The sequence below is a fragment of the Rhizobium sp. 10PS4 genome (assembly GCF_032464805.1).
Classification (GTDB): Bacteria; Pseudomonadota; Alphaproteobacteria; order Rhizobiales; family Rhizobiaceae; genus Rhizobium; species Rhizobium laguerreae.
Genome location: NZ_JAWDIW010000007.1, coordinates 231,065 through 253,951, shown reverse-complemented (window position 1 = coordinate 253,951; position 22,887 = coordinate 231,065). Strand labels below are relative to the sequence as shown.

Here is a 22,887-nt window from a genome sequence, read left to right as displayed (position 1 = left end):
CCATTCCGCTCCGGGCCTTCGCTTTTCTGAAGGAAAGGCGATAATCGCCTCATCCTCATTGCGGGCATGCCTCGCCCAGCGAGCCGGTGTCGGCGCTGCCGCTGGTGCAACCCGGCGTCTGCTGCAGGTTGGGATTGACCCCGCCGGGATTGATCGTACTGCGACCGCTGTTGAGATTGACGCCGCCAGTGCCGGTCGTGCTGCCGGTGGTGCCGGAATCGGTCCCGACAGACCCTGTGCCTGTCGAGCCGGTGCCCACAGACCCGGTGCCTGTTGCACCGCCGCCGACAGAACCAGTGCCAGCCGACCCGGCGCCTGCGGAACCGGCGCCCGAACTCCCCGATCCGCCGATTACAGGCGCGACCGAAAGCCGCCCATTGGCATCCGCACCCCCGGCCGTCTGTGCCAGCGCCGGGCCGGCCAGACCGATCGAAAGCAGTGATATCGCGATGAACTTGCAGGACATGATTTTCTCCATGCTTGTTGTCTCACGGGAGAAAACCTGCTTGGCGGGGGCATTGTTCCTGTCGGGGTTGCGGTTTTCACGGTCGTTTGATCGGACGCTTTTCCGATCAGAGATCAGATCGAGTTCCTTGAAATCCGCCTCGCTGAATTGAGGGCCAGGCCGTGATCTTCATCCATCGATCCTGCATTTCCACTGATTCGAGTTCCCTATCCAAGGTGGAAAACTTCGTATCACCAAATGATTTCGCGACCGAGAGCAGGATGTCCTCAGAAAACCGGTTTGCCAAACGTTCATTGATCCACTTTCATGTCGTAGTGCGAACTGCTTTTGATTGATGATTATTACCAAGTCTCTGTGAGAGACCGCGGGCTTTTGGCTCCCCTCTCGGCGACAGCGCCGAAAACGTCAATCAGAAATGCCGGCCTGGGCGCCCGGGTGTTTGGCGCAACGAGGTACCGGAGTGCAAAACCGCTGTCCCGTCCGTGCAAGAAATTTAACTGATCAAGCGCGGAGTTCAGCTCTGCCTTCGGATCGCGGTCAAAGTTATCAGCCTGCCATCTTCCTGATACGCGAGGCTCTTCCCACGCTTCGTCGGCTCTTGCGAGCACCATCGGACGCACAACTTTGTTCGCATCGTGGTTCCAGAGCTTCACCAGGTCGTGGCCGTATTGCTTTCGGACGTCGTCAGGTGACAAACCTGATGAGAGCAATGAGTATTTCAGTAGGAGCTCTACGCCGTGCGCCAGTAGATGGATCGTTGGCGCCTGCAGAAGTTTCGCTCGTTCCGTCCATGTGAGGGAATCACGGAGTTCCTTCGCAGCGCATAAATAGCGATGCGCGCCCGCCAAGACCTGCCCTGCTGGAGTCTCAAAGAAGTCAACCTGTGTCATGCGATCAAGGCCAAGTTCCCCATAGTGACTCGTGTCGGACGAAGCTTCACATTTATGATCGCAAGGGTGCGATTAGTGTCTTTCGATTCCCCGAGCAGACGATCAGTGGAAACACTGAGTTTGCTGATTAGGTTATCGTCTTCCATCAGGCAGAAGATTTTCTGCTTCGTTATCGCACCGCTTGCCCTGAGGTTGTTTACCTCACTTTTGGTTGGCACTCTCAAGCCGTCGAAAAGTGTCTTGATGCGGTTATCTATATCTCCCACGTTTGAGACGAGCATACCAGGCGGCTGAGCGCGCAAGAGTAGGATATCTAGCTCAGCTTGTATGAAGAGGCCTTTTGAGACGATCGAAATGAAAACTTGTTCGTCAATTACGGTTCTAGCGCTCAGATTGCTTGGATTCTTCTCATCTTGCCACGCGGGAAGGTCAGAGAGCGGCTCGTGTTGCCACAACGCCTCCATCTGAGGATGAATTGTCATCCGGATCTGATGAATGTCTTGAAGGTTTGATCGCTTTCGTGGACGGAGGTCTCCGTCAAAAACAAGACGAAATTCCATTTGACTGTCCCTATAAAGTTCTCCGGCGTGGTCCTTGTACCAGTCGCACGCCGCACGTAGTTTTTTGCCGTCCACGGATATTGATGCTTGTCACTTCCAATGCGCGATGCTGACGTCAAGGCCTTGACAGTGATCGTCACCAGCTCGGAGTGGCGAAACACACGGCCGTGTGTGAGGCTGCCTTTCAGCTAACTACAGATCATCAGGGTCTATAGGGTCGTATTTTAAGTCCAAGCTCTCCGCCAAACGTTCAAGCTTGCTGAGGATGTCACCGATCGCTTTAACGTGCTTCTCGATCTTCGATACGGCTAGAGGCTGTTCCTTGCCTTGCCTGCCGAGCTTGTTCAGCGTCGGTGTAATCTTGCTCCCATCAATAGAGAGGCCGATAACCAGTGGCGCATGAATGATCTCGTTCCGCGCGCTAAGTAGATCAGCGGCCTTTCTTGTGAGTTCGAGTGAGGCAGCTCTTTCCTCCCGTGTGAAGCGGGAGGCGCCGATTGCGCGATTGAACGCATCCAATCGAGTTTTTCCAGATCCTGCTGCGTTGAAGATCAGGTCGTGGGCGGCCGGCCGGTTTTCGAGAGCTATGCTGAGAACGCCGACCAGCAGAAGATCAAGCGCCGCCCATCGCACGGAAACCTTACCGTACAGCTCCAGCACCTCGCGACGGTGCTCAATGTGCCAGACATCCGTTGAAACTATCGTCGACTCCATGACGAGCAAAGAGGGCGAAATGCATCGCCAACGACAGATAGGTACCGTCGCTCGTTACCCATTGGTGGTTACCAAAAACCAAGGGAAACAGCGTGTTTTCCCGGAGAATCTAAGGTCGTGAAAAGATAAATGGTGCCGCTTGCAGGACTCGAACCTGCGACCCCATCATTACGAATGATGTGCTCTACCACCTGAGCTAAAGCGGCGTTTCACGGCCGAAGCATGCGGCCTGCGATTTGCATGGCGCTGATACAGGCATTGTTGGAAGATTTCAAGCACCCTGTCATGGCTTTGGCAAAAAAGAGGGGAGGCGCGGGAGAGCGCCTCACAGCGTCAGCCGGGCGCGCGCCGCCCTGTATTCGGCCTCCAGCCGGGCGACGAGTTTGGCCACCGGCTCGACGGCCTTGATGGCGCTGATGCCCTGGCCGCTGCCCCATATGTCCTTCCAGGCCTTGGCGCCGCCGACAGCCTGCTCGAAATCCATCTTCGAGACATCGGCAAGCGGCAGGTTGTCGGGGTCCATGCCGGCAGCCACGATCGAGGGCTTGAGATAGTTGCCGTGCACACCGGTGAAGTAATTGGAATAGACGATATCGCTGGCGGCACCTTCGACGATCGCCTGCTTGTAGGCGTCCGCGGCGCGGGCTTCTTGCGTTGCGATGAAGGGCGAGCCGATATAGGCCATGTCGGCGCCCATCGCTTCTGCGGCGAGGATGGCGCCGCCGGTGGCGATGGCGCCGGCCAGCAGCAGCGGCCCGTCGAACCATTCGCGGATTTCCTGGACGAGCGCAAAAGGCGACAGCGTTCCGGCATGGCCGCCGGCGCCGGCAGCGACCGCAATCAGCCCATCGGCGCCCTTGCGGATCGCCGAATGGGCGTGGCGGTTGTTGATAATGTCATGCAACACGATGCCGCCATAGGAATGCACGGCGGCATTGACCTCCGGCACGGCGCCGAGCGAGGATATGACGATTGGCACCTTGTATTTGACGCAGAGCGAGAGGTCATGCTCCAGCCGCTTGTTCGACATGTGGACGATCTGGTTGACCGCGAAGGGCGCCGCCGGCCGCTCCGGATGGGCGGCGTCGTGGCAGGCAAGCTCCTCGGTAATCTCCGCCAGCCATTCGTCGAGCTGGCTTTCCGGCCGGGCGTTCAGCGCCGGAAACGCTCCGACGATGCCCGCCTTGCATTGCGCCAGCGTCAGTGCCGGATACGAGATGATGAAGAGCGGCGAGCCGATGACTGGTAGTCTCAGTTTATCCCTCAGGATCGGGGGCAGGGCCAAGGTCATCACCTCCATTGACGTTTACGAAAACGTCAATCTCATAACAGAGATGAAAAGGCGATAAAAGACCGGCTGCCATGCCTTCGTCGATTTCAGCCCGAATATATACGTCCGAGAAAGCTAATAGAATAAGGCCCATAAGCGGTGAAAGCTGCCGATATCTCCGTCGATCGATGGCAGCAGGGCCCGCAAGGCTTGCGGTTTGCCGCACTTGCCGTTACCGAATTTTGATGGAGAACGGCAGGGATTGCAGTCCGATGCCGAGTTCAAGTTGAAGGACTGGATGTGAGCGGATTAGAAACGGCCATCAGAACAGCGCTCGAGAATTCCGATCGCGACAATCCGGAGGTTCGAGCGAGGATCTATCAGTCGGCCCGCCAGGCGCTGGAAGCCGGTCTGCGCAAGCAGGATATCACCGACACCGAAGTCGTCGCCCATCACCGCCACCGCCTGGAAAGCACCATTCACGCCATCGAAGGCGAGGAGCGCGACCGCCTTCACCCCCGCCAGAGGCCGCCTGAAGTGCCCGTGCCGCCGGTCGTAGAAATGCCCGCACCGCCGGTTCCCCGCGGTGATGTGGCCGATATTGACAGCCTTATCGAAAATCCCGTGCCTGTGGGCGAAACCCGCACCCCTGAGGTGGCCTTCAGCCGCGGCGACGAGTCCAGCCTCCACGACGTGCATGCCGGCAATGCCGATCATCTGGCTGCCGCTCCCGTCGGCGAGGAACGCCTTGCCCGCGGTCAGCGCGCCACCAATATGGATTTCCGCCCGGAGCGGGCGGCAGGCCGCCGCAAGCCGCGCAAATTCTTTTCGCGGCTCCTCGTCTGGTGCGTCCTGCTCGCCTTCATTGGCATCGGCGCCTGGTGGGCGCATACATCGGGCCTGCTGATGACGGCGGCCGAGCGCGACACCAGCGTTGCCAATCCGCCGGCAAGCACGCAGCCGGAGGATTTTACCGGCAATGACGACAGCGCCGGGAATGCGGGCTCTCACACCGATCAGCTGGTGACCATCGATCCTCAGAACAGTTTTTCGGCCGATTGGATCCCGCTGTTCAAGCCTGAGGACGCCGACAAGATGCAAAGCGGCCCGCGGGCGCGCACCGAAAAGATCACCGAGAATGACGGCCCCGCCGTCCGGCTGATTTCCGAAAGCGGTGCAGCCGATGGCAATGTCTCGATCAGCGTGCCGCCATCGGTGCTGCAGCAGCTTGCCGGCAAATCCTCGACGATCGCGCTGACGCTGCAATCCACCACCGACGAGCCGACGCAGATCACCGTCGAATGCAATTTCCAGACGCTTGGCAATTGCGCCCGCCATCGCTTCAACGTCACCCGGGAAAAGTCGGATGCACTGCTGCAGGTCAAGTTCGACCGCTCGCTCGCGCCGAATTCGCCGGGCACGCTGACGATCAACAGCGATCTCGACGGCAAGGCGCGCGGCATCAACCTCTTCGCCATCCGCATCCTGCCGGGACAGTGACCCTGGTCCCGGCAGAGCCGGTGACCTCGGTCCCGGCGGAGCCGGTGACCCCGGCTTCGATTTGAGGAAGCCAGCCTGTTTCCGAAGCCCTATTTCAAAAAGCCAGGCCCTGAGCCGATGATCTCCGCGTCGACCGTGCCGAGCGCCTGTCTGTCCTTGCCGTCATAATCCATCTTGTTCAGCATGTGGCGGATGAGTTCGAGGCGCGCCCGCCGCTTGTCATTGCCATGGATCACCGTCCAGGGCGCGAAATCCGTATGGGTTTCCTTCAGCATCCGATTGCGCTTGTCGCTGTAATCGTCCCATTTCGTCAGCGCCGCGATATCCATAGACGACAGTTTCCAGACTTTCAGCGGATCGTGCCGGCGGTCGTGGAAACGCTTGAGCTGCATCTCGCGGCCGATATCGAGATAGAATTTGAAGAAGAAGATGCCCTCATGGGCGATGATCTTTTCGAGCTGCGGCGCCTGTTTGAGGAAATCCTCATATTGCTGCGGCGTGCAGAAGCCCATGACCGGCTCGACGCCGGCGCGGTTGTACCAGGACCGGTCGAACAGCACGAATTCGCCAGCCGTCGGAAATTGCGCGACATAGCGCTGGAAATACCATTGTCCCTGCTCGCGGTCGGTCGGCTTGGTCAGCGCCACGACCCGCGCAAGGCGTGGGTTCATATTCGCCGAGGAGGCCGAAATCGCGCCGCCCTTGCCGGCAGCGTCCCGTCCTTCGAACAGCGCCATCACCCGCTTGCCAGTCGCCTGCAGCCAGAACTGCACCTTGACGAGTTCGATCTGCAGCTTTTCCAGCTGCTCCAGATAGTCCTCCTCCTTGAGCTTCTTCTTGTGGGGAAAGTCGCCGGATTCCAGCGCGCGTTCGTCCACCCAGGCCGGCAGGGTGGGATCGTCGACATCGAAGATGCGCTTCTTGCCGCGGATCTCCAGCTCCACGGCCCTGTTTTCGACGTCCTCGTCCATATGATCCTCCTCAGCCTGATCGCTTTTCTCCCGCAGGCCAACATAGTTGCCGTTGAAAATCAAATCTTTCGCGACCCGCCGGCAATTATCCGCGGGTTTCGGCTGCGGTCTTTCGCATCTGAGCAGCAGCCCGAAAACTTCTGTCATGAATTGCCGCTATCAGGCAGAGTTCCAATATAAGAAAAACGAATCGACGCCGCGAGGGCACTTGCCAGACGAAACTCCATGGAGAAAAAGCCTGTTGGCGCGCATAAAGCGCGAACGGCCGGTGCTGCTTGCGGCAATCCTCAGCGCGCTCGCCGCGCTTGCCGCCGGCATGAACAAGTGGGTGGTGCTTGTCCTCCTGCTTGTGATGATCCTCACGGCGCTTTTCAACGAGGCGCCCACTATCGAGGCCGAGCCGGCACCGCCGGTGGAGATCGAGCCGGAAGCGCCACCAAGCCGGCTGCCTGAAGTTTCCGCCACGCTCTCCGGCCTCGATATCCCCGTCATGGTGCTGTCGGACGACGCCTCGGTGCTCTTCCAGAACCGCGCTGCCGAAAAGGCCTTCGGCGAGGTGGTGCTCGGCGCCCATATATCGGCCCGCATGCGCTCGCCCGGCGTGCTCGACATGGTGCGCGAAACCATCGCCACCAATGCGCCGAACCAGATAGAGCATGCCGAGCGGCTGCCCTCCGAGCGCGTCTATATCGTGCGCAGCGCGCCCATAGAATTCGCAGCCGAAGACGGGCCGCGTGAGCGCTATTTCATCCTGTCCTTCCGCGATATTTCGGAGGTCCGCCGCATCGACCGCATGCGGTCGGATTTCGTCGCCAATGCCAGCCACGAGCTGCGCACGCCGCTTGCCTCGCTGCGCGGCTTCATCGAGACCATCCAGGGGCCGGCGAAGAACGATCTGAAGGCGCAGGCGCGTTTCCTCAACATCATGCTCGACCAGACGACGCGCATGAGCCGGCTGGTCGACGATCTGCTGTCGCTCTCGCGCCTGGAGCTGAAATCGCATATCGCGCCGGATGAGAAGATCGATCTGGTGCCGCTGCTCGGCCATGTCAGAGATGCACTTGTACCGCTGGCAAGGGATGTCGGCGTCGACATCAATCTGCATCTGCCCGACGGCAAGGTCGAGGTGCTGGGCGACCGCGACGAACTCGTCCAGGTCTTTGAGAACCTGATGGAAAATGCCTGCAAATACGGCCAGGAGGGCAAGGTCGTCGATGTCTGGCTGAAGAACGGCACCGGCCAGCCGGTCGAGGTCAGCATCGTCGACAAGGGCCCGGGCATCCCGGCCGAGCATGTGCCGCGGCTGACCGAGCGCTTCTATCGCGTCAGCATCGAGGACAGCCGCTCAAAAAAGGGCACCGGCCTCGGCCTTGCGATCGTCAAACACATCCTCACCCGCCACCGGGCGCGGCTGATCGTCAAGTCGGAAGTCGGCAAGGGCACCGATTTTACCGTCCGTTTCTGACGATATGTCGCAACACTTTTACGTTGCATAATTTTATTGTTTTAAATCAATAACTTATATTGTCACAAATGTTTCATCGATTTGACATAAAAGGACGAGGCTTCAAGAGCTAAGAGAGTCCCGCCGATGAAAAAAGGCAATGCGAGGGCCTCTCTAAGGCCGCACTCACACAAGCCCAAATGCCGGGAGATTCAAATGAACACCTTCAAACTCACCGTTGCCGCGCTCGCTGCAACCGCTGCTTTCGCTGGCGCTGCCGTCGCCCGCGACCAGGTTCAGGTCGCTGGTTCGTCCACCGTCCTGCCTTACGCAAAGATCGTTGCCGAGTCCTTCGGCGAAACCTTCACCAACTTCAAGACGCCAATCATCGAATCTGGCGGCTCAAGCGCCGGCCTGAAGGAATTCTGCAAGGGCGTTGGCGAAAACACCATTGACATCGCGAACTCTTCCCGCGCTATCAAAAAAAGCGAGATCGACGCTTGCAAGGCTGCCGGCGTAACCGACATCCAGGAAGTCAAGATCGGCTACGACGGCATCGTCTTCGCAACCGACGCTTCCAACCCTGACGTCGCTTACGTTCCTGCTGACATCTACAAGGCCCTCGCAGCCCAGGTCGTCGTTGATGGCAAGCTCGTCGCCAACCCCTACAAGAAGTGGTCGGAAGTCAACCCGAAGCTTCCGGCTGTTGATATCGCTGCCTACATCCCGGGCGAAAAGCACGGCACCCGTGAAGTCTTCGAGGAAAAAGTCCTGGCAGCGGGCTGCGAAGCATCGGGCGCCGTAGAAGTCATCAAGGCCGCAGTGTCGGACAAGGCGGCTCAAGGCAGGACTTGCATCGCTGTTCGCAAAGACGGCGTTGCTGTTGATATCGACGGCGATTATACCGAAACGCTGTCTCGCATCGCCGCCAACAAGACCGGCGTCGGCGTATTCGGCCTTTCTTTCTATGAAAACAACGCCGACAAGCTCAAGGTTGCGACCATGAGCGGTATCGTTCCGTCCACCGAAACGATCGCCAACGGCACCTACCCGGTTTCCCGCCCGCTGTTCTTCTACGTCAAGAAGGCACATCTCGGCGCAGTTCCGGGCCTGAAGGAATACGTCAACTTCTTCGTGTCCGACCAGATGATCGGCCCTGACGGCCCGCTCGCCGAATACGGCCTCGTTGCCGCTCCGGATGCCGAGCGTGAAGCGATCCGCAAGGAAGTCGAAGCCGGTAAGGCTATGTAATGACTTTTGCCGGCGCGGTGCCTTTCATCCCGCGCCGGCATTGCTTATGTCCCTGCGCCGGCATGTCCGCTGCAGGGTTGAATTCCTTCTCCATGATTGGAAGCTGAAGGCAGCTGACGAAGCTGCCGGGCTTTTTGGGGCTATGGGCCTGGGGACGTAACGAATGAGCACATCCATCATACTTTTGTGCCTTGTGGTGATCGGAGTCGCCGCCTATCTGGTCGCGCGCAACCGTGCCACGGCGCTTGCCGGAGGCCGGTCTTCCGCATTGCATTCACGGCCGGCCTATTACGGCGCCTATGCGGCGATCTGGGCAGTTCTTCCCGCCCTCATCGTCCTTGGCCTCTGGCTCTCCATCAGCCCCGGCATCATCCAGTCTTCGGTTCGCAGCACTTTCCCTGACGACATCAAGGCTCAAGTCTCGGTCGAGCAGGATCTTGGCTATTCGACGGTGGCGACGGTCGCCCGCGGCCTGACGATGCTGACCTCGGATGAAACTGCGGCGGTCGGCAACGATCCGGCTGCGCTGCAGGCCAAGCTCCTCGAAAAGGGCGTGCCGCTCGCCGGCCAGCCGCTGCCTTACATGGTCGACGCCGCCAGGACGCTCAACGCCATGAGCATGACGAGCCGCATCGCCATGACGGCGGTCGTCTTCATCCTGGCCGTTGCCGGCGCCTTCTATGCGCTGCGCTCCATCGCTCCGCGCTTCCGCGCCCGCAACCGGGTCGAGCGCGTCATGCTCTGGGGCCTGCTGCTCGCCTCCTCGATCGCCATTCTGACGACGATCGGCATCGTGCTCTCCATGCTGTCGGAAGCCGCCCGCTTCTTTGCGGCCGTTCCCGCCATGGACTTCTTCTTCGGCACCGTCTGGGATCCGCGCTTTGCCGGCGCCGGCAGCTCGTCCTTCGGTCAGTTCGGCCTGATCCCGCTGCTGCTGGGCACGATGTATATCGGCCTGGTCGCCATGCTGGTCGCCGTGCCGGTCGGCCTGTTTGCCGCCATCTACATGGCCGAATACGCCTCGCCGAAGGTGCGCGGGGTCGCCAAGCCGCTCTTGGAAGTGCTCGCCGGCATTCCGACGATCGTCTACGGCTTCTTCGCGCTCGTCACCGTCGGTCCGTTCCTGCGCGACTTTTCCGCCCAGGTCAGCGGCCTTCTGTCCGGCAACTACAGCAATTTCATTCAGGCGCAGAGCGTTCTGACGGCCGGTATCGTCATGGGCATCATGCTGATCCCCTACGTGTCCTCGCTGTCGGACGATATCATCACCGCCGTGCCGCGGTCACTGCGTGACGGTTCGCTCGGTCTTGGTGCCACACGCTCCGAAACCATCAAGAAGGTGGTCTTGCCCGCAGCCCTTCCCGGCATCGTCGGCGCATTGCTGATGACTGCCTCGCGCGCCGTTGGCGAAACCATGATCGTCGTGCTGGCCGCCGGTGTGGCCGCCCGCATCCAGATCAATCCCTTCGAGCCGATGACGACGGTGACGGTCAAGATCGTCAATCAGCTGACTGGCGACCTAGAGTTCACCTCGCCGCAGACGCTGGTTGCCTTTGCCCTTGGCATCACCCTGTTCTGCATCACGCTTTGCCTCAATATCTATGCGCTCTACATCGTGCGCAAATACCGGGAGCAGTACGAATGACGGATATTGTTTCTCCCACATCAGGCGCCACCGTTTCCAAGGCGCCAGCGCGCCGCGATATCGGCATCAAGCGCCGCTATGCCGCCGAGCGCCGGTTCCAGGCCTATGGCATCGCCGCCATCACCTTCGGTCTCGTCTTCCTCTTCATCCTGCTGTGGACGGTGATCGGCAAAGGCTACACCGCCTTCCAGCAGACGGCGATCACCCTGCCGATCGAATTCGTCGAGAAGACGATCGACCCCGACAATAAGCGTGCGACCGATCCCTCGGCGCTGATCGCCGCCAACTATCCGGTTCTCCTGCGTGACGCGATCGTCAAGCAGCTGAACATCAATGCCTCGAGCCGTCCCGACGTGCGCGATGCATCCGCCATGCTGTCGAAGAGCGCGCCGATCCAGCTGCGCGATATGGTGATGGCCGATCCGTCGATCATCGGCAAGACGGTCAATGTCACGGTTCTCGCCGACGCCAATGTCGACAGCGCCAACAAGGGCCAGATCGACCTCTCGGTCGATGAGAAGAACCGCAAGGTCAACGACAAGCAGATCGGCTGGATAAACGAGCTGAAGGCGAGCGGCGCTCTCCACAAGCAGTTCAACACCGGCCTTTTCGTCAACGGCAATTCCAGCCGTCCGGAGGCCGCAGGCCTCGGCGTCGCCCTGATCGGCTCGCTCTACCTGATGCTGATTGTGCTCGTGCTCGCTCTGCCGATCGGCGTCGCCGCCTCGATCTATCTCGAGGAGTTCGCGCCGAAGAACAAGCTGACGGACCTGATCGAGGTCAATATCAACAACCTCGCCGCGGTCCCTTCGATCGTCTACGGTCTGCTCGGTCTTTCCGTCTTCATCAACTTCATCGGCCTGCCGCGCTCGGCCTCGCTGGTCGGCGGCCTGGTGCTGACGCTGATGACCCTGCCGACGATCATCATCGCGACGCGTGCGGCACTGCGCGCCGTGCCGCCGTCGATCCGCGCCGCAGCGCTCGGCCTTGGCGCTTCGAAGATGCAGATGGTGTTCCACCATGTGCTGCCGCTCGCCATGCCGGGCATCCTGACCGGCACGATCATCGGCCTGGCGCACGCGCTCGGCGAAACCGCGCCGCTGCTCCTGATCGGCATGGTCGCCTTCGTCGCCAACGCGCCGACGACACCGCTCGATCCCTCGACGGCTCTGCCCGTACAGGTCTATATGTGGGCCAACGAGGCAGAACGTGCCTTCGTTGAGCGTACTTCGGGTGCCATCATCGTCCTGCTCCTGTTCCTGATCGTCATGAACATGGGCGCCATCCTCTTGCGTCGTCGCTTCGAGCGCCGCTGGTAAACGGAGTTAAACATCATGAATATGCTGACGGAAGCTGCAGTTGAAAAGGCGCTGGATCAGAAGATGAGCAACGTCCCTTATAAGATGATCGGAAAGGATGTCTCGGTTTATTACGGCGAGAAGCGCGCGCTTTTCGATGTGAACCTGAACGTCCGCGAAAACACCGTAACCGCCCTGATCGGCCCGTCCGGCTGCGGCAAGTCGACCTTCCTGCGGTGCCTCAACCGCATGAACGACACGATCGACGGCTGCCGCGTCACCGGCAAGATCACGCTTGATACCGACGATGTCTATGATCCCGATATCGACGTCGTCGAACTTCGCGCCCGCGTCGGCATGGTCTTCCAGAAGCCGAACCCGTTCCCGAAGACGATCTATGAAAACGTCTCCTACGGCCCGCGCATCCATGGCCTTGCTAAGTCGAAGGCCGATCTCGACCAGATCGTCGAAACCAGCCTGCAGCGCGCCGGCCTCTGGAACGAGGTCAAGGACCGCGTGCATGAATCCGGCACCGGCCTGTCGGGCGGTCAGCAGCAGCGCCTCTGCATTGCGCGTGCCGTCGCCGTCAGCCCTGAAGTCATCCTGATGGACGAGCCCTGCTCGGCGCTCGACCCGATCGCCACCGCCAAGGTCGAGGAACTGATCCACGAGCTGCGCGAGAACTACACGATCGTCATCGTCACCCACTCCATGCAGCAGGCCGCGCGTGTCTCGCAGCGCACCGCCATGTTCCACCTCGGCAATCTCGTCGAGGAGAACGACACCGACAAGATGTTCACCAATCCCGACGATCCGCGCACCCAGGACTACATCATGGGTCGCTTCGGTTGATTTTGGCGACACCAAGCCTTCCCGTTATTCGAGGATAAAGCCCCATGGCATCGACACATATTTTTTCTGCCTACGATGATGATCTGAAGTTCCTGTCCAGGCGGATTTCCGAAATGGGCGGCCTGGCCGAGCAGATGGTCAGCGAAGCCGTCCGCGCCCTCGTCAACGGCGATACCGCGCTGGCGCAGAAGGTCATCTCGGACGATGTGATCCTCGATCACGCCGAACGCGAAATCGGCGACAAGGCGATCGTGACGATCGCCCGCCGTCAGCCGATGGCCTCGGATCTGCGTGAAATCATGGGTTCGATCCGCATCGCCGCCGATCTCGAACGCGTCGGCGACCTCGGCAAGAACACCGCCAAGCGCGTCATCGCCGTCCAAAGCACCGGCGTTCCCCGCAAGCTCGCCCGCGGCCTCGAGCATCTGTCCGAGTTGGCGCTCGTCCAGCTCAAGGAAGTGCTCGATGTCTACACCAATCGTTCAGCCGACAAGGCGAATGCGATCCGTGAACGCGACAACGAGATCGACGCGATGTACACCTCGCTGTTTCGCGAACTTCTGACCTATATGATGGAGGATCCGCGCAACATCACTAGCTGCACGCATCTTCTCTTCTGCGCCAAGAATATCGAGCGCATCGGCGACCATGCCACCAACATCGCCGAGACGATCTTTTACATGACGACCGGCGCACAGCCGGAAGGCGATCGTCCGAAGGACGACAGCGCCAACACCGTCGGCGCGGTGACGGAATAACCGCCCGGGCCAGTCGCCGGACCAGTCAATTGCGTGCGCGCCCGTCCGGGGCGCGCAAAGAGGTCGCAGCCAATTTCTGAATTTGCGCAGGATGAATTGCTTAAATCACCCCCTGATTTAAGGATGATGCGCGAGGAGACCGACACGCATGATCCCGAGAGTTGCAGTTGTTGAAGACGAGGAAGCCCTCAGCGTGCTTCTTCGCTACAACCTCGAAGCGGAAGGCTTCGAGGTCGATACCATCCTTCGTGGCGACGAAGCCGAAATGAGGCTTCAGGAGCGCACGCCCGATCTTCTCATCCTCGATTGGATGCTGCCGGGCGTCTCCGGCATCGAGCTCTGCCGGCGCCTGCGCATGCGGCCGGAAACCGAGCGCCTGCCGATCATCATGCTGACGGCGCGCGGCGAGGAGAGCGAGCGCGTCCGCGGATTGTCGACGGGTGCCGACGATTATGTCGTCAAGCCCTTCTCGACCCCCGAGCTCGTTGCCCGCGTCAAGGCGATGCTGCGCCGCGCCCGTCCCGAGGTGCTGTCGACCGTGCTGAAGTGCGGCGATATCGAGCTCGACCGCGAAACCCATCGCGTCCATCGCAAGAGCCGCGAAGTCCGCCTCGGCCCTACCGAATTCCGCCTGCTGGAATTCCTGATGTCGTCGCCGGGCCGGGTGTTCTCCCGCTCGCAGCTTCTCGATGGCGTCTGGGGCCACGATATCTATGTCGACGAGCGCACCGTCGACGTCCATGTCGGCCGTCTGCGCAAGGCGCTGAATTTCTCCAACATGCAAGACGTCATCCGCACCGTCCGCGGCGCCGGTTATTCGATGGAAGCCTGAGGGCTTCCATTCTGGTTACTGACAGAGTCGACCGACGACTTTTTCGTCGTGCTCGGGCTTGTCCCGCTGCTGTCCGGTTCGCGGCGATAGACCGCCCCTCATCCGGCTGCCGCCACCTTCTCCCGCTCGCGGGGCGAAGGGACCCGCTGCGACGTCTCCGTTCCCCGTCCTCCACCTCTCGTGTGGCAAGTCCCCTCGCCCCGTTTACGGGGAGAGAGTTAGGGTGAGGGGCAGCCATCTCGCAATAAGCGCTTCCATCCACTCGCATAAAAAAACGGGCCACTCGGCCCGCTTTCTGCATTCTAAACGATGTTCGCTCGTTCAGCTGGCCCGCGCCGCTGCCCGGCGGCGTTCATTCACCGGCTGGTAGGCGAGTTTCTGGTGATAGCCGCAATAAGGCGAATTGTCGGGGGATTCGCAGCCGCAGAAATGGAAGTCGTCCTTCAGCGGATCGCCGACTGGCCACTTGCAGGTGCGTTCGGTCAGTTCCGTCAGGCCGAGGCGGCGCGAAATCGGCACCACCACGTTGCCCCTCGGCACGTATTCCATTTCCTCGATCGTTTCGATCTCGATCTCTTCCTTCAGCATCGTCGCGCCCTGCTGGCGGGTGACGGTGCGGGTCGTGATCCGGGAGGCGTAGTTCGGTGCGCGCGGCGCCGATGTGTTGCGCTTCGGCGTTCGCGCCGCGGTGTTGGTGCCGCCGGCCTTGGCACGGCCGGGAAGGCACAGCCGGTGCACTTTGCCGATGACCGCGTTTCTGCTGACCCCGCCAAGCTGCGCAGCAATCTGGCTGGCGCTCAGTCCTTCGGCCCAAAGCTTCTTGAGTTTCTCGACCCGCTCGTCTGTCCAGTTCATGCCCTGTCTCCACCTTTTGCGTTGGTGATGGCAGAATCCCTCACCGTTGTCCCGGGAGCTCCGAAACAAGAAACGCTTGATCAATTTTGGTGACTAGTTCCGCCGCATGCAGTCTAGTAATTGATCTTTAACCTAGTGTGAGGCTGACTCCGTGACAAGAGTCGCATGAATCCGGATGAATCGAATTCGTAGTTTTCCCCAACTTGCTGCCCCTGCGTGTCATTTCTGCAATAATGCCTGTTGATGACTGAAAATGCCGCTGTACACCCTTGCTGCATACGCTAAGGGCGCCGTTTTGTTGACATTGCAGCGCGAAAAGGAAATAGTGCCACTCGCCGCCGCAAGGCGGCATTTTTGATTTTTCGGGCCTGGTTTCCTTAGCCGGAGTCATTGCCCGGCAACTTTGATGGAGATCGCGCCATGGCTGAAGCCGCGCTTTATGACACCTATTCTCGTGCCCCACTGCGGTTCGAGCGAGGCGAGGGCGTATGGCTGATCACCGAAAGTGGCGAGCGATATCTCGATTTCGGCGCCGGCGTCGCCGTCACCTCCGTCGGCCACAGCAATCCGCATGTGGTCGGCGCATTGAAGGAGCAGGCCGACAAGGTCTGGCACCTGTCGAACATCTATGAGATCCCCGGCCAGGAGCGTCTGGCAAAGCGCCTGACGGACGCCACCTTCGCCGACAAGGTGTTCTTCACCAATTCGGGTGCCGAGGCGCTCGAATGCGCGATCAAGACGGCGCGCCGCTACCAGTTTTCCAAGGGCCATCCCGAGCGCTTCCATATCATCACCTTCGAAGGCGCCTTCCACGGACGGACGCTGGCGACGATCGCCGCCGGCGGCCAGGAGAAATATCTCGAAGGTTTCGGCCCCAAGGCGCCGGGTTTCGATCAGGTGGCTTTCGGCGATATCGAAGCGGTCCGCGCCGCGATCACCGAGGCGACGGCCGCCATCCTCATCGAGCCGGTGCAGGGCGAAGGCGGCGTCCGTCCTGCCACTAGCGAGTTCATGAAGGCGCTTCGCCAGCTCTGCGACGAGAACGGCCTGCTGTTGATCCTCGACGAGGTCCAGACGGGCGTCGGCCGCACCGGCAAGCTCTTCGCCCATGAATGGTCGGGCATCACACCCGACATCATGGCGGTCGCCAAGGGCATCGGCGGCGGTTTCCCGCTCGGCGCCTGCCTTGCCACATCAGAGGCCGCCTCCGGCATGAAGGCCGGTACGCATGGCTCGACCTATGGCGGCAATCCGCTTGCCATGGCCGTCGGCAGCGCCGTGCTCGACATCATCCTTGCCGATGGCTTCCTCCAGCAGGTGCGCGACGTAGCACTCGTCTTCCGCCAGGGTCTCGCCTCGCTGAAGGATCGTTATCCCGATGTGATCGAAGACGTGCGCGGCGAGGGGCTTTTGCTCGGCATCAAGGCTGCCGTTCCCTCAGCCGAACTGCTGCAGGCGATCCGCGCCGCCCATCTGCTCGGCGTGCCCGCCGGCGACAACGTCATCCGCCTTCTTCCGCCGCTCGTGGTCACCGCCGAGGAAGCCCGCGAGGGCCTTGCCCGCGTCGAGCGCGCCGCCGAGAGCATCCGCGCTTCCAAGGTCAAGAAGACGGCTTGAAGAAATTGCCGCTTCGGGCGCAGCACAGGTACAGGTAAGTAGACGATATGAGCCCTAAACACTTCCTCGATCTTTCGGCGGTCACATCCGCCGATCTCAGAACGATCATGAACGATGCGCTCACCCGCAAGCAGGCCTTCAAGGCAGGCACGGGCGACAAGCCGCTCGCGGGCAAGATGCTGGCGATGATCTTCGAGAAGCCGTCGACGCGCACCCGCGTCTCCTTCGACGTCGGCATGCGCCAGCTCGGCGGCGAAACGCTCTTCCTGTCCGGCACCGAGATGCAGCTCGGCCGCGCCGAGACGATCGGCGACACCGCCAAGGTGCTGTCGCGCTATGTCGATGCGATCATGATCCGCACCACCGAGCATTCCAGGCTGCTGGAGCTTGCCCAGCATGCGACCGTGCCTGTGATCAATGCGCTGACGGATGACACCCATCCCTGCCAGATCATGGCCGATATCATGACCTTCGAAGAGCATCGCGGCCCGATCAAGGGCAAGACCATCGCCTGGACCGGCGACGGCAACAATGTGCTGCATTCGCTGGTCGAGGGTGCCGCGCGTTTCGGCTATCGCATGAACATGGCCGTGCCCCTTGGCTCGGAGCCAAAGGATCACTATCTGAACTGGGCCCGCAATGAGGGCGCCGAAATCATGCTTTGCCATGATGCCGACCGTGCGGTCGCCGGCGTCGATTGCGTGGTGACCGATACCTGGGTCTCCATGAATCAGGAACATCGGGCCCGGGGTCACAATGTCTTCCAGCCTTATCAGGTCAACGCGGCCTTGATGGCGAAAGCCGGCAATGATGCATTGTTCATGCATTGCCTGCCCGCCCATCGCGGTGAGGAAGTGACGGACGAAGTGATCGACGGTCCGCAATCCGTGGTCTTCGATGAGGCGGAAAACCGTCTTCATGCGCAGAAGTCGATTCTTGCTTGGTGCCTGGGCGCGATCTGAACCATAATCGGACGTCGAGAGTGAAAGATCTCGCGACCGCGCGAGCGACGGGCACGCTGACCCATCGCTCTGAACTAGGAGTGAAAGCCATGGCAGAAGCTGCAGCCGCCCTCGGCCAGTTCGATTTCGCCGGCGATGACCATGTCGTCCCTTTCCAGGTGGAGGGGCTGGATGTGCGCGGCCGCGCCGTTCAGCTCGGCCCGATGCTCGATGCGATCCTCGAGCGCCATCATTATCCCGCACCCGTTGCCCGGCTGCTTGCTGAAGTCGTCGTGCTGACGGTGCTGCTCGGCACCTCGCTGAAGTTCGACGGCAAGTTCACGGTGCAGACCAAGGGCGACGGCCCGGTCGATCTTCTCGTCGCCGATTTCTCGACGCCGGAAAACGTCCGCGCCTATGCCCGTTTCGATCAGGCGCTGCTCAACAAGGCGATCGAGTCAGGCGAAACCGAGCCGGAGCAACTGCTCGGCAAAGGCATTCTCGCCTTCACCATCGACCAGGGCAAGTTCAGCCAGCCCTACCAAGGCATTGTCGCGCTCGACGGCACTACGCTGGAAGAAATTGCCGGCGTCTATTTCCGCCAGTCGGAACAGATCCCGACGCGCGTCCGTCTTGCCGCGGCCGAGCTCTTCGATCGCGACGATGCCGGCAAGCCGCGCCATCGTTGGCGGGCTGGCGGCCTCGTCGCCCAGTTCCTGCCGGAAGCGCCGGAGCGCATGCGCCAGCCGGATCTGCACGGCGGCGACGGCGACACCAGCAGCCGCCCGCATGGCGAGGACGATGCCTGGCTCGAAGCCCGTTCGCTGGTCGAGACCATCGACGCCGATGAACTCACCGATCCGCTGGTCGGCACCGAGCGGCTGCTGTTCCGCCTGTTCCACGAGCGCGGCGTGCGCGTCTACGAACCGCGCGCGGTGTTCGACCGCTGCAGCTGCTCGCGGGACAAGATCAAGGGCGTGCTGAAGGGCTTTTCGGCCGAGGAGATCGAGGCCAGCCAGGAAAATGGCGAAATCGCAGTCACCTGCGAATTCTGCTCCACCACCTATCGCTTCGAGCCGACCGAGCTTCAGCCGGCCGAATAGGCTTGGTTAAGGACACGCACCGCGAACAATAAAAGATTAGCGATGATGCAGCACGGTGACTCGACTTTGCGTAGTCACTGTGCACCTATTCTGTTTCATTGGTTGTGGCCTAAGAAAGCGGATGGGGCATTGATGCGGCTTTTGTTTTTTGTACTCGCGCTCATAGCTGCGATGCCACGAATGAGTTTGGCTGATGACGGGACAGTCCCCTGGAAAGAGGTCGGGGGCTGGAGCGTGGCTGTCGACCCGACTTTAGACAATGGCTGTTTTGTTCTGACTTCCTTTGATGACGACACCATTTTTCGTCTTGGCTTCAATTTCCGCAAAAAGGACAACCCTCTTTACATTCTGCTCGGAAATCCAAATTGGAAATCCTTGGAGAAAGGTAAGCATTATCCCATCGAACTCTCGTTCGACCAGTCTAAACGGACGGCTGATGCGAGAGGTCTGGATCTCCCTGGCTTCAAATCATTATGGATTGATTTCAAGGATCCCGACTTGATTGAGGAATTCGCTGGTAAACTGAGTTTCCGCGCCAGCTTTAGAGGAAAGCAGATTGTTGCCCTCGGTTTGAAAGATTCCGCCAGGGCAGCGGATGAGTTGCTCGCCTGCCAAAAGGCGGTAAACGATGCGGTCGCAAAACATCCGGCCCCGCCACAATCAAAAGATCCGTTTGAAGCAAAGTCAGGCACCCAGGCGTCGGATCCTTTTGAGCTTTAGTAGATTGATGACTGGGCAACCCGAAGATCCACGGCCGCGCGTAGTCTTGCGGCAAGCATATCAACGTCGGCGCTACGCGCTCAATTGAGCACGCGCAGCAGCCCAGGCGAATCCAGCGAGAAAGCGGGGATGTCGACATCGAACATCTCGCCTTCGTCCGTTTCCATCTGGTAATGGCCGAACATCAACCCTGAGGGCGTGTCGAGCGGGCAGCCGGAGGAATATTCGTAGGTGTCGCCGGGGCTAAGGCGCGGTTGCTCGCCGACGACGCCGGGACCGGTCACCTCGTCCACCTGACCGTTCTGGTCGGTGATGTTCCAGTAACGATTGACCAGCCGAACGGCTATGCTCGAATTGTTGCTGATGACAATCCGGTAACCCCAGACATAGCGATCGTCTTCCGGATCGGATTGCTCCTCCAGATAGAACGGCTCGACGACTACTTCGATCTCTCTTGTGAGGGCGCGATACATGCCTTGCACCTTAGTCAAGATATGTTACCCGTATCTTATAAGAGGCCCTGTCCGTCAAGAAACGGAACAATTATCATCGCTGAAATGGCTGTGATCCGAAGGGTTTTCGATCGTTAAGCCTAATTGTCAGTGTTAATTCCGTTTCGGAACGCCGCGGAGGACGAACTTGTTCCCCCGTCTCACCTTGGTGAGATCCGGCACGGCCGAACTCCAGGTCCGGCCGCCTTATCTCTGGATCTGGATCAGGCCGAGACCTTGGCAAGCGCCTTCGCGAAATCCTCGATCAGGTCGTCGGTATCCTCGATGCCGGCCGAAAGGCGGACCGTGCCCGGAGAAATGCCGAGTTCGGCGCGCGCCTCCTCCGTCAGGTTCTTGTGCGTCGTCGTTGCCGGATGGGTGATCAGGCTCTTGCTGTCGCCGAGATTGTTGGAGATCTTGATGATCTCGAGCGCGTTCTGCAGCGCAAAGGCCGCATCCTTGCCGCCCTTCAGCTCGAAGGCGACCAGCGTCGAGCCGCCGGTCATCTGCTTGGCGATGATATCGGCCTGCGGGTGGTCCTTGCGGCCGGGATAGATCACCTTGGCGACCTTGCCCTGCTCGGCCAGGAAATCGGCGATCTTTGCGGCATTTTCGGTCTGCTGGCGCACGCGCAGCGGCAGCGTCTCAATGCCCTTCAGCAAAGTCCAGGCGTTGAACGGCGACATCGCCGGGCCGGTATGGCGGAAATAGTCGTGCAGGTTCTCGTCGATCCATTCCTTGTCGGAAAGCACGACGCCGCCGAGGCAGCGGCCCTGGCCGTCAATATGCTTGGTGGCGGAATAGACGACGATATGGGCGCCGAGTTCCAAAGGTTTCTGGAAGAGCGGGGTGGCGAAGACGTTGTCGACGACGACCTTGGCGCCGATCTGGTTGGCGAGCTTGGCGACGCCTGCAATATCGATCACTTCGAGCGTCGGATTGGTCGGGCTTTCCAGGAAGAACACCTTGGTCTTCGGCGTGATCGCCTTTTCCCAGCTCGCCAGATCCCGGCCGTCGATCAGCGTGCAGTCGATGCCGTATTTCGGCGCCAGCGTCTCGACGACCCAGCGGCAGGAACCGAACAGAGCACGCGCAGCGACGATATGGTCGCCGGCCTTGAGCTGGCAGAGGATCGCCGCGGTGACGGCGGCCATGCCGGAAGCGGTGGCGCGGGCGTCTTCGGCGCCTTCGAGCATGCACATGCGCTTTTCGAACATGTCGTTGGTGGGGCTGCCGTAGCGGGCGTAGATGAAGCCCTCCGTCTCGCCCTTGAAGCGGGCTTCGGCCGCCTCCGACGTCTCGTAGACGAAGCCTTGGGTGAGATAGATTGCCTCGGACGTCTCGCCATATTGCGAACGCAGCGTGCCACCGTGGACGAGTTGGGTTGCCGGGCGCCAGGTCTTGCTCATGCCATCACCTTCACATAACAAAAAAACCGGTCGCAAAAGCAGACCGGTTTCAACCCGGTCTTTTTAGCCACTTGTTTAACGTGGCTGCAAGCCGACCGGCCAAATCACCACGGGATAATTCTGCAATACTGCTGTTAGCTGCTTGCGTCAATTCCCCGAGTTTGGTTTTGTCGGCGGCAAATGATGGATGAGGCATGATGGCTCGCGAAACGGGAATTCTGGCGGATCGCGCGATCTCCGCGCTGTTCGAAACGGGGCGTCTGATCTCCGAACGGGAGCTGGACCGCGACCAGATCCAGCCGGCAAGCCTTGACCTGCGCTTGGGCGGCAAGGCGTTTCGCGTGCGTGCCAGCTTCATGCCAGGCCCCTCGCATCTGGTGTCAGACAAGCTCGACCGGCTGAGCCTGCACGTGATCGACCTCTCCGAGGGGGCGGTGCTCGAAACCGGCTGCGTCTACATCGTGCCGCTGATGGAGAGCCTGGCGCTGCCGGCCGACATGTCGGCCTCGGCCAACCCGAAAAGCTCGACCGGGCGCCTGGATATCTTCACCCGCGTCATCACCGATTACGCCCAGGAATTCGACAAGATCCCATCAGGCTATTCCGGCCCGCTCTATCTCGAAATCAGCCCGCGCACCTTCCCGATCGTCGTGCGCCGCGGCTCGCGCCTGTCGCAGATCCGTTTCCGCGTTGGCCAGGCCCTGCTCGGCGAGCCGGAACTGTTGAAGCTGCATGAAAGCGAAACGCTGGTCGCCAGCAAGCTGCCGAATGTTTCGGGCGGCGGCATCGCGCTGTCGATCGACCTTGCCGGAGACAAGGACGGCCTGATCGGCTATCGCGGCAAACATCACACCGCCGTCGTCGATGTCGACAAGAAGGCCGAGCACGACCTCTTCGATTTCTGGGAACCGCTCCACAGCCGCGGCCGCAACGAGCTGATCCTCGATCCCGACGAGTTCTATATCCTCGTCTCGCGTGAGGCCGTGCACGTGCCGCCGGATTATGCCGCCGAGATGACCCCCTTCGATCCGCTGGTCGGCGAATTCCGCGTCCACTATGCCGGCTTCTTCGATCCGGGCTTCGGCCATGCGCCTGCCGGCGGGCGCGGCAGCCGCGCCGTGCTCGAAGTGCGCAGCCACGAAGTGCCCTTCATCCTCGAAGACGGCCAGATCGTCGGTCGCCTCGTCTACGAGCATATGCAGGAAAGGCCCGCCAGCCTCTACGGCTCCGGCCTCGGCTCGAACTACCAGGCCCAGGGCCTGAAACTCTCGAAGCACTTCCGTATCTGAAGCTGGCCTGA

General features: G+C 60.6%; 21 protein-coding genes, 1 tRNA gene and 1 riboswitch. Of the genes, 13 read left to right on the top strand and 9 right to left on the bottom strand.

Features of this window, described 5'->3' with window-relative positions:
* Positions 1-55: 55 nt before the first annotated feature.
* The 5 genes from RWJ89_RS15770 to RWJ89_RS15750 form a co-directional block, all read right to left on the bottom strand.
* Entirely contained in the window at positions 56-466 is a 411-nt protein-coding gene (locus tag RWJ89_RS15770; protein WP_170268752.1) for a hypothetical protein, read from the bottom strand.
* 886 nt (positions 467-1,352) lie between these two features.
* Positions 1,353-1,916 (bottom strand): hypothetical protein, encoded by a 564-nt coding sequence (locus tag RWJ89_RS15765; RefSeq protein WP_131619449.1) that lies wholly within the window; start codon positions 1,914-1,916, stop codon positions 1,353-1,355.
* A gap of 192 nt (positions 1,917-2,108) precedes the next feature.
* Positions 2,109-2,639, bottom strand: a complete 531-nt coding sequence (locus RWJ89_RS15760) for a hypothetical protein (RefSeq protein WP_131619448.1) — start codon at positions 2,637-2,639, stop codon at positions 2,109-2,111.
* A gap of 121 nt (positions 2,640-2,760) precedes the next feature.
* Positions 2,761-2,836 (bottom strand) — tRNA-Thr (locus RWJ89_RS15755).
* A gap of 119 nt (positions 2,837-2,955) precedes the next feature.
* Positions 2,956-3,915: an NAD(P)H-dependent flavin oxidoreductase gene (locus RWJ89_RS15750; RefSeq protein ID WP_316031115.1), complete on the bottom strand. Its 960-nt coding sequence runs from the start codon at positions 3,913-3,915 to the stop codon at positions 2,956-2,958.
* A gap of 285 nt (positions 3,916-4,200) precedes the next feature.
* Here RWJ89_RS15750 and RWJ89_RS15745 point away from each other — a divergent pair, with 285 nt between their 5' ends.
* On the top strand, positions 4,201-5,400 hold the full coding sequence (locus RWJ89_RS15745; RefSeq protein ID WP_316031114.1) for a regulator: 1,200 nt from the start codon (positions 4,201-4,203) through the stop codon (positions 5,398-5,400).
* 89 nt (positions 5,401-5,489) lie between these two features.
* Here RWJ89_RS15745 and ppk2 read toward each other — a convergent pair whose 3' ends face one another.
* Complete coding sequence (gene ppk2, locus RWJ89_RS15740; protein WP_020048334.1) at positions 5,490-6,371, bottom strand: polyphosphate kinase 2; 882 nt, start codon at positions 6,369-6,371, stop codon at positions 5,490-5,492.
* A 241-nt stretch (positions 6,372-6,612) separates the two neighbouring features.
* Between ppk2 and phoR the strand changes: the two genes are divergently transcribed.
* The 7 genes from phoR to phoB all read left to right on the top strand — a co-directional run bounded on the left by phoR (position 6,613) and on the right by phoB (position 14,451).
* Entirely contained in the window at positions 6,613-7,836 is a 1,224-nt protein-coding gene (gene phoR / locus RWJ89_RS15735; protein ID WP_077977473.1) for a phosphate regulon sensor histidine kinase PhoR, read from the top strand.
* 195 nt (positions 7,837-8,031) lie between these two features.
* Positions 8,032-9,066 carry a substrate-binding domain-containing protein gene (locus RWJ89_RS15730; RefSeq protein ID WP_168283802.1) on the top strand — a complete coding sequence of 345 codons (1,035 nt, stop codon included), beginning with the start codon at positions 8,032-8,034 and terminating at the stop codon, positions 9,064-9,066.
* A gap of 163 nt (positions 9,067-9,229) precedes the next feature.
* Positions 9,230-10,711 carry a phosphate ABC transporter permease subunit PstC gene (gene pstC / locus RWJ89_RS15725; RefSeq protein ID WP_316028765.1) on the top strand — a complete coding sequence of 494 codons (1,482 nt, stop codon included), beginning with the start codon at positions 9,230-9,232 and terminating at the stop codon, positions 10,709-10,711.
* Complete coding sequence (pstA, locus tag RWJ89_RS15720; RefSeq protein WP_168283804.1) at positions 10,708-12,030, top strand: phosphate ABC transporter permease PstA; 1,323 nt, start codon at positions 10,708-10,710, stop codon at positions 12,028-12,030. The genes pstC and pstA overlap by 4 nt, the downstream gene beginning before the upstream one ends.
* A 15-nt stretch (positions 12,031-12,045) precedes the next feature.
* Positions 12,046-12,861: a phosphate ABC transporter ATP-binding protein PstB gene (gene pstB, locus RWJ89_RS15715; protein ID WP_017958848.1), complete on the top strand. Its 816-nt coding sequence runs from the start codon at positions 12,046-12,048 to the stop codon at positions 12,859-12,861.
* A 44-nt stretch (positions 12,862-12,905) separates the two neighbouring features.
* The gene (gene phoU, locus RWJ89_RS15710) at positions 12,906-13,619 is read left to right on the top strand and encodes a phosphate signaling complex protein PhoU (protein ID WP_003556199.1); all 714 of its coding nucleotides are present in this window, start codon (positions 12,906-12,908) and stop codon (positions 13,617-13,619) included.
* Between the two features lie 148 nt (positions 13,620-13,767).
* Positions 13,768-14,451: a phosphate regulon transcriptional regulator PhoB gene (phoB, locus tag RWJ89_RS15705; protein WP_010068798.1), complete on the top strand. Its 684-nt coding sequence runs from the start codon at positions 13,768-13,770 to the stop codon at positions 14,449-14,451.
* A gap of 321 nt (positions 14,452-14,772) precedes the next feature.
* Here the strand turns inward: phoB and RWJ89_RS15700 are convergent, their stop codons facing one another.
* The gene (locus tag RWJ89_RS15700; RefSeq protein WP_025393034.1) at positions 14,773-15,306 is read right to left on the bottom strand and encodes a GcrA family cell cycle regulator; all 534 of its coding nucleotides are present in this window, start codon (positions 15,304-15,306) and stop codon (positions 14,773-14,775) included.
* Between the two features lie 420 nt (positions 15,307-15,726).
* Here RWJ89_RS15700 and RWJ89_RS15695 point away from each other — a divergent pair, with 420 nt between their 5' ends.
* The 4 genes from RWJ89_RS15695 to RWJ89_RS15680 all read left to right on the top strand — a co-directional run bounded on the left by RWJ89_RS15695 (position 15,727) and on the right by RWJ89_RS15680 (position 19,687).
* A complete protein-coding gene (locus RWJ89_RS15695; RefSeq protein WP_316031113.1) occupies positions 15,727-16,923 on the top strand; it encodes an aspartate aminotransferase family protein in 1,197 nt (398 codons plus the stop codon).
* A 47-nt stretch (positions 16,924-16,970) separates the two neighbouring features.
* Entirely contained in the window at positions 16,971-17,885 is a 915-nt protein-coding gene (argF, locus tag RWJ89_RS15690) for an ornithine carbamoyltransferase (protein WP_025393036.1), read from the top strand.
* 89 nt (positions 17,886-17,974) lie between these two features.
* Positions 17,975-18,967, top strand: coding sequence for an Hsp33 family molecular chaperone (locus tag RWJ89_RS15685; RefSeq protein ID WP_316031112.1), 993 nt, complete (start codon positions 17,975-17,977; stop codon positions 18,965-18,967).
* 132 nt (positions 18,968-19,099) lie between these two features.
* Complete coding sequence (locus RWJ89_RS15680; protein ID WP_168283843.1) at positions 19,100-19,687, top strand: hypothetical protein; 588 nt, start codon at positions 19,100-19,102, stop codon at positions 19,685-19,687.
* Positions 19,688-19,767: 80 nt separating this feature from the next.
* Here RWJ89_RS15680 and apaG read toward each other — a convergent pair whose 3' ends face one another.
* Entirely contained in the window at positions 19,768-20,160 is a 393-nt protein-coding gene (gene apaG / locus RWJ89_RS15675; protein WP_168273194.1) for a Co2+/Mg2+ efflux protein ApaG, read from the bottom strand.
* A 242-nt stretch (positions 20,161-20,402) separates the two neighbouring features.
* Positions 20,403-21,587 (bottom strand): O-succinylhomoserine sulfhydrylase, encoded by a 1,185-nt coding sequence (locus RWJ89_RS15670; protein WP_131663055.1) that lies wholly within the window; start codon positions 21,585-21,587, stop codon positions 20,403-20,405.
* Between the two features lie 42 nt (positions 21,588-21,629).
* Positions 21,630-21,708, bottom strand: a riboswitch (SAM riboswitch).
* A gap of 73 nt (positions 21,709-21,781) precedes the next feature.
* On the opposite strand from RWJ89_RS15670, the gene RWJ89_RS15665 reads away from it, so the two are divergent.
* Entirely contained in the window at positions 21,782-22,876 is a 1,095-nt protein-coding gene (locus RWJ89_RS15665; protein WP_165504401.1) for a 2'-deoxycytidine 5'-triphosphate deaminase, read from the top strand.
* Positions 22,877-22,887 lie beyond the last annotated feature (11 nt).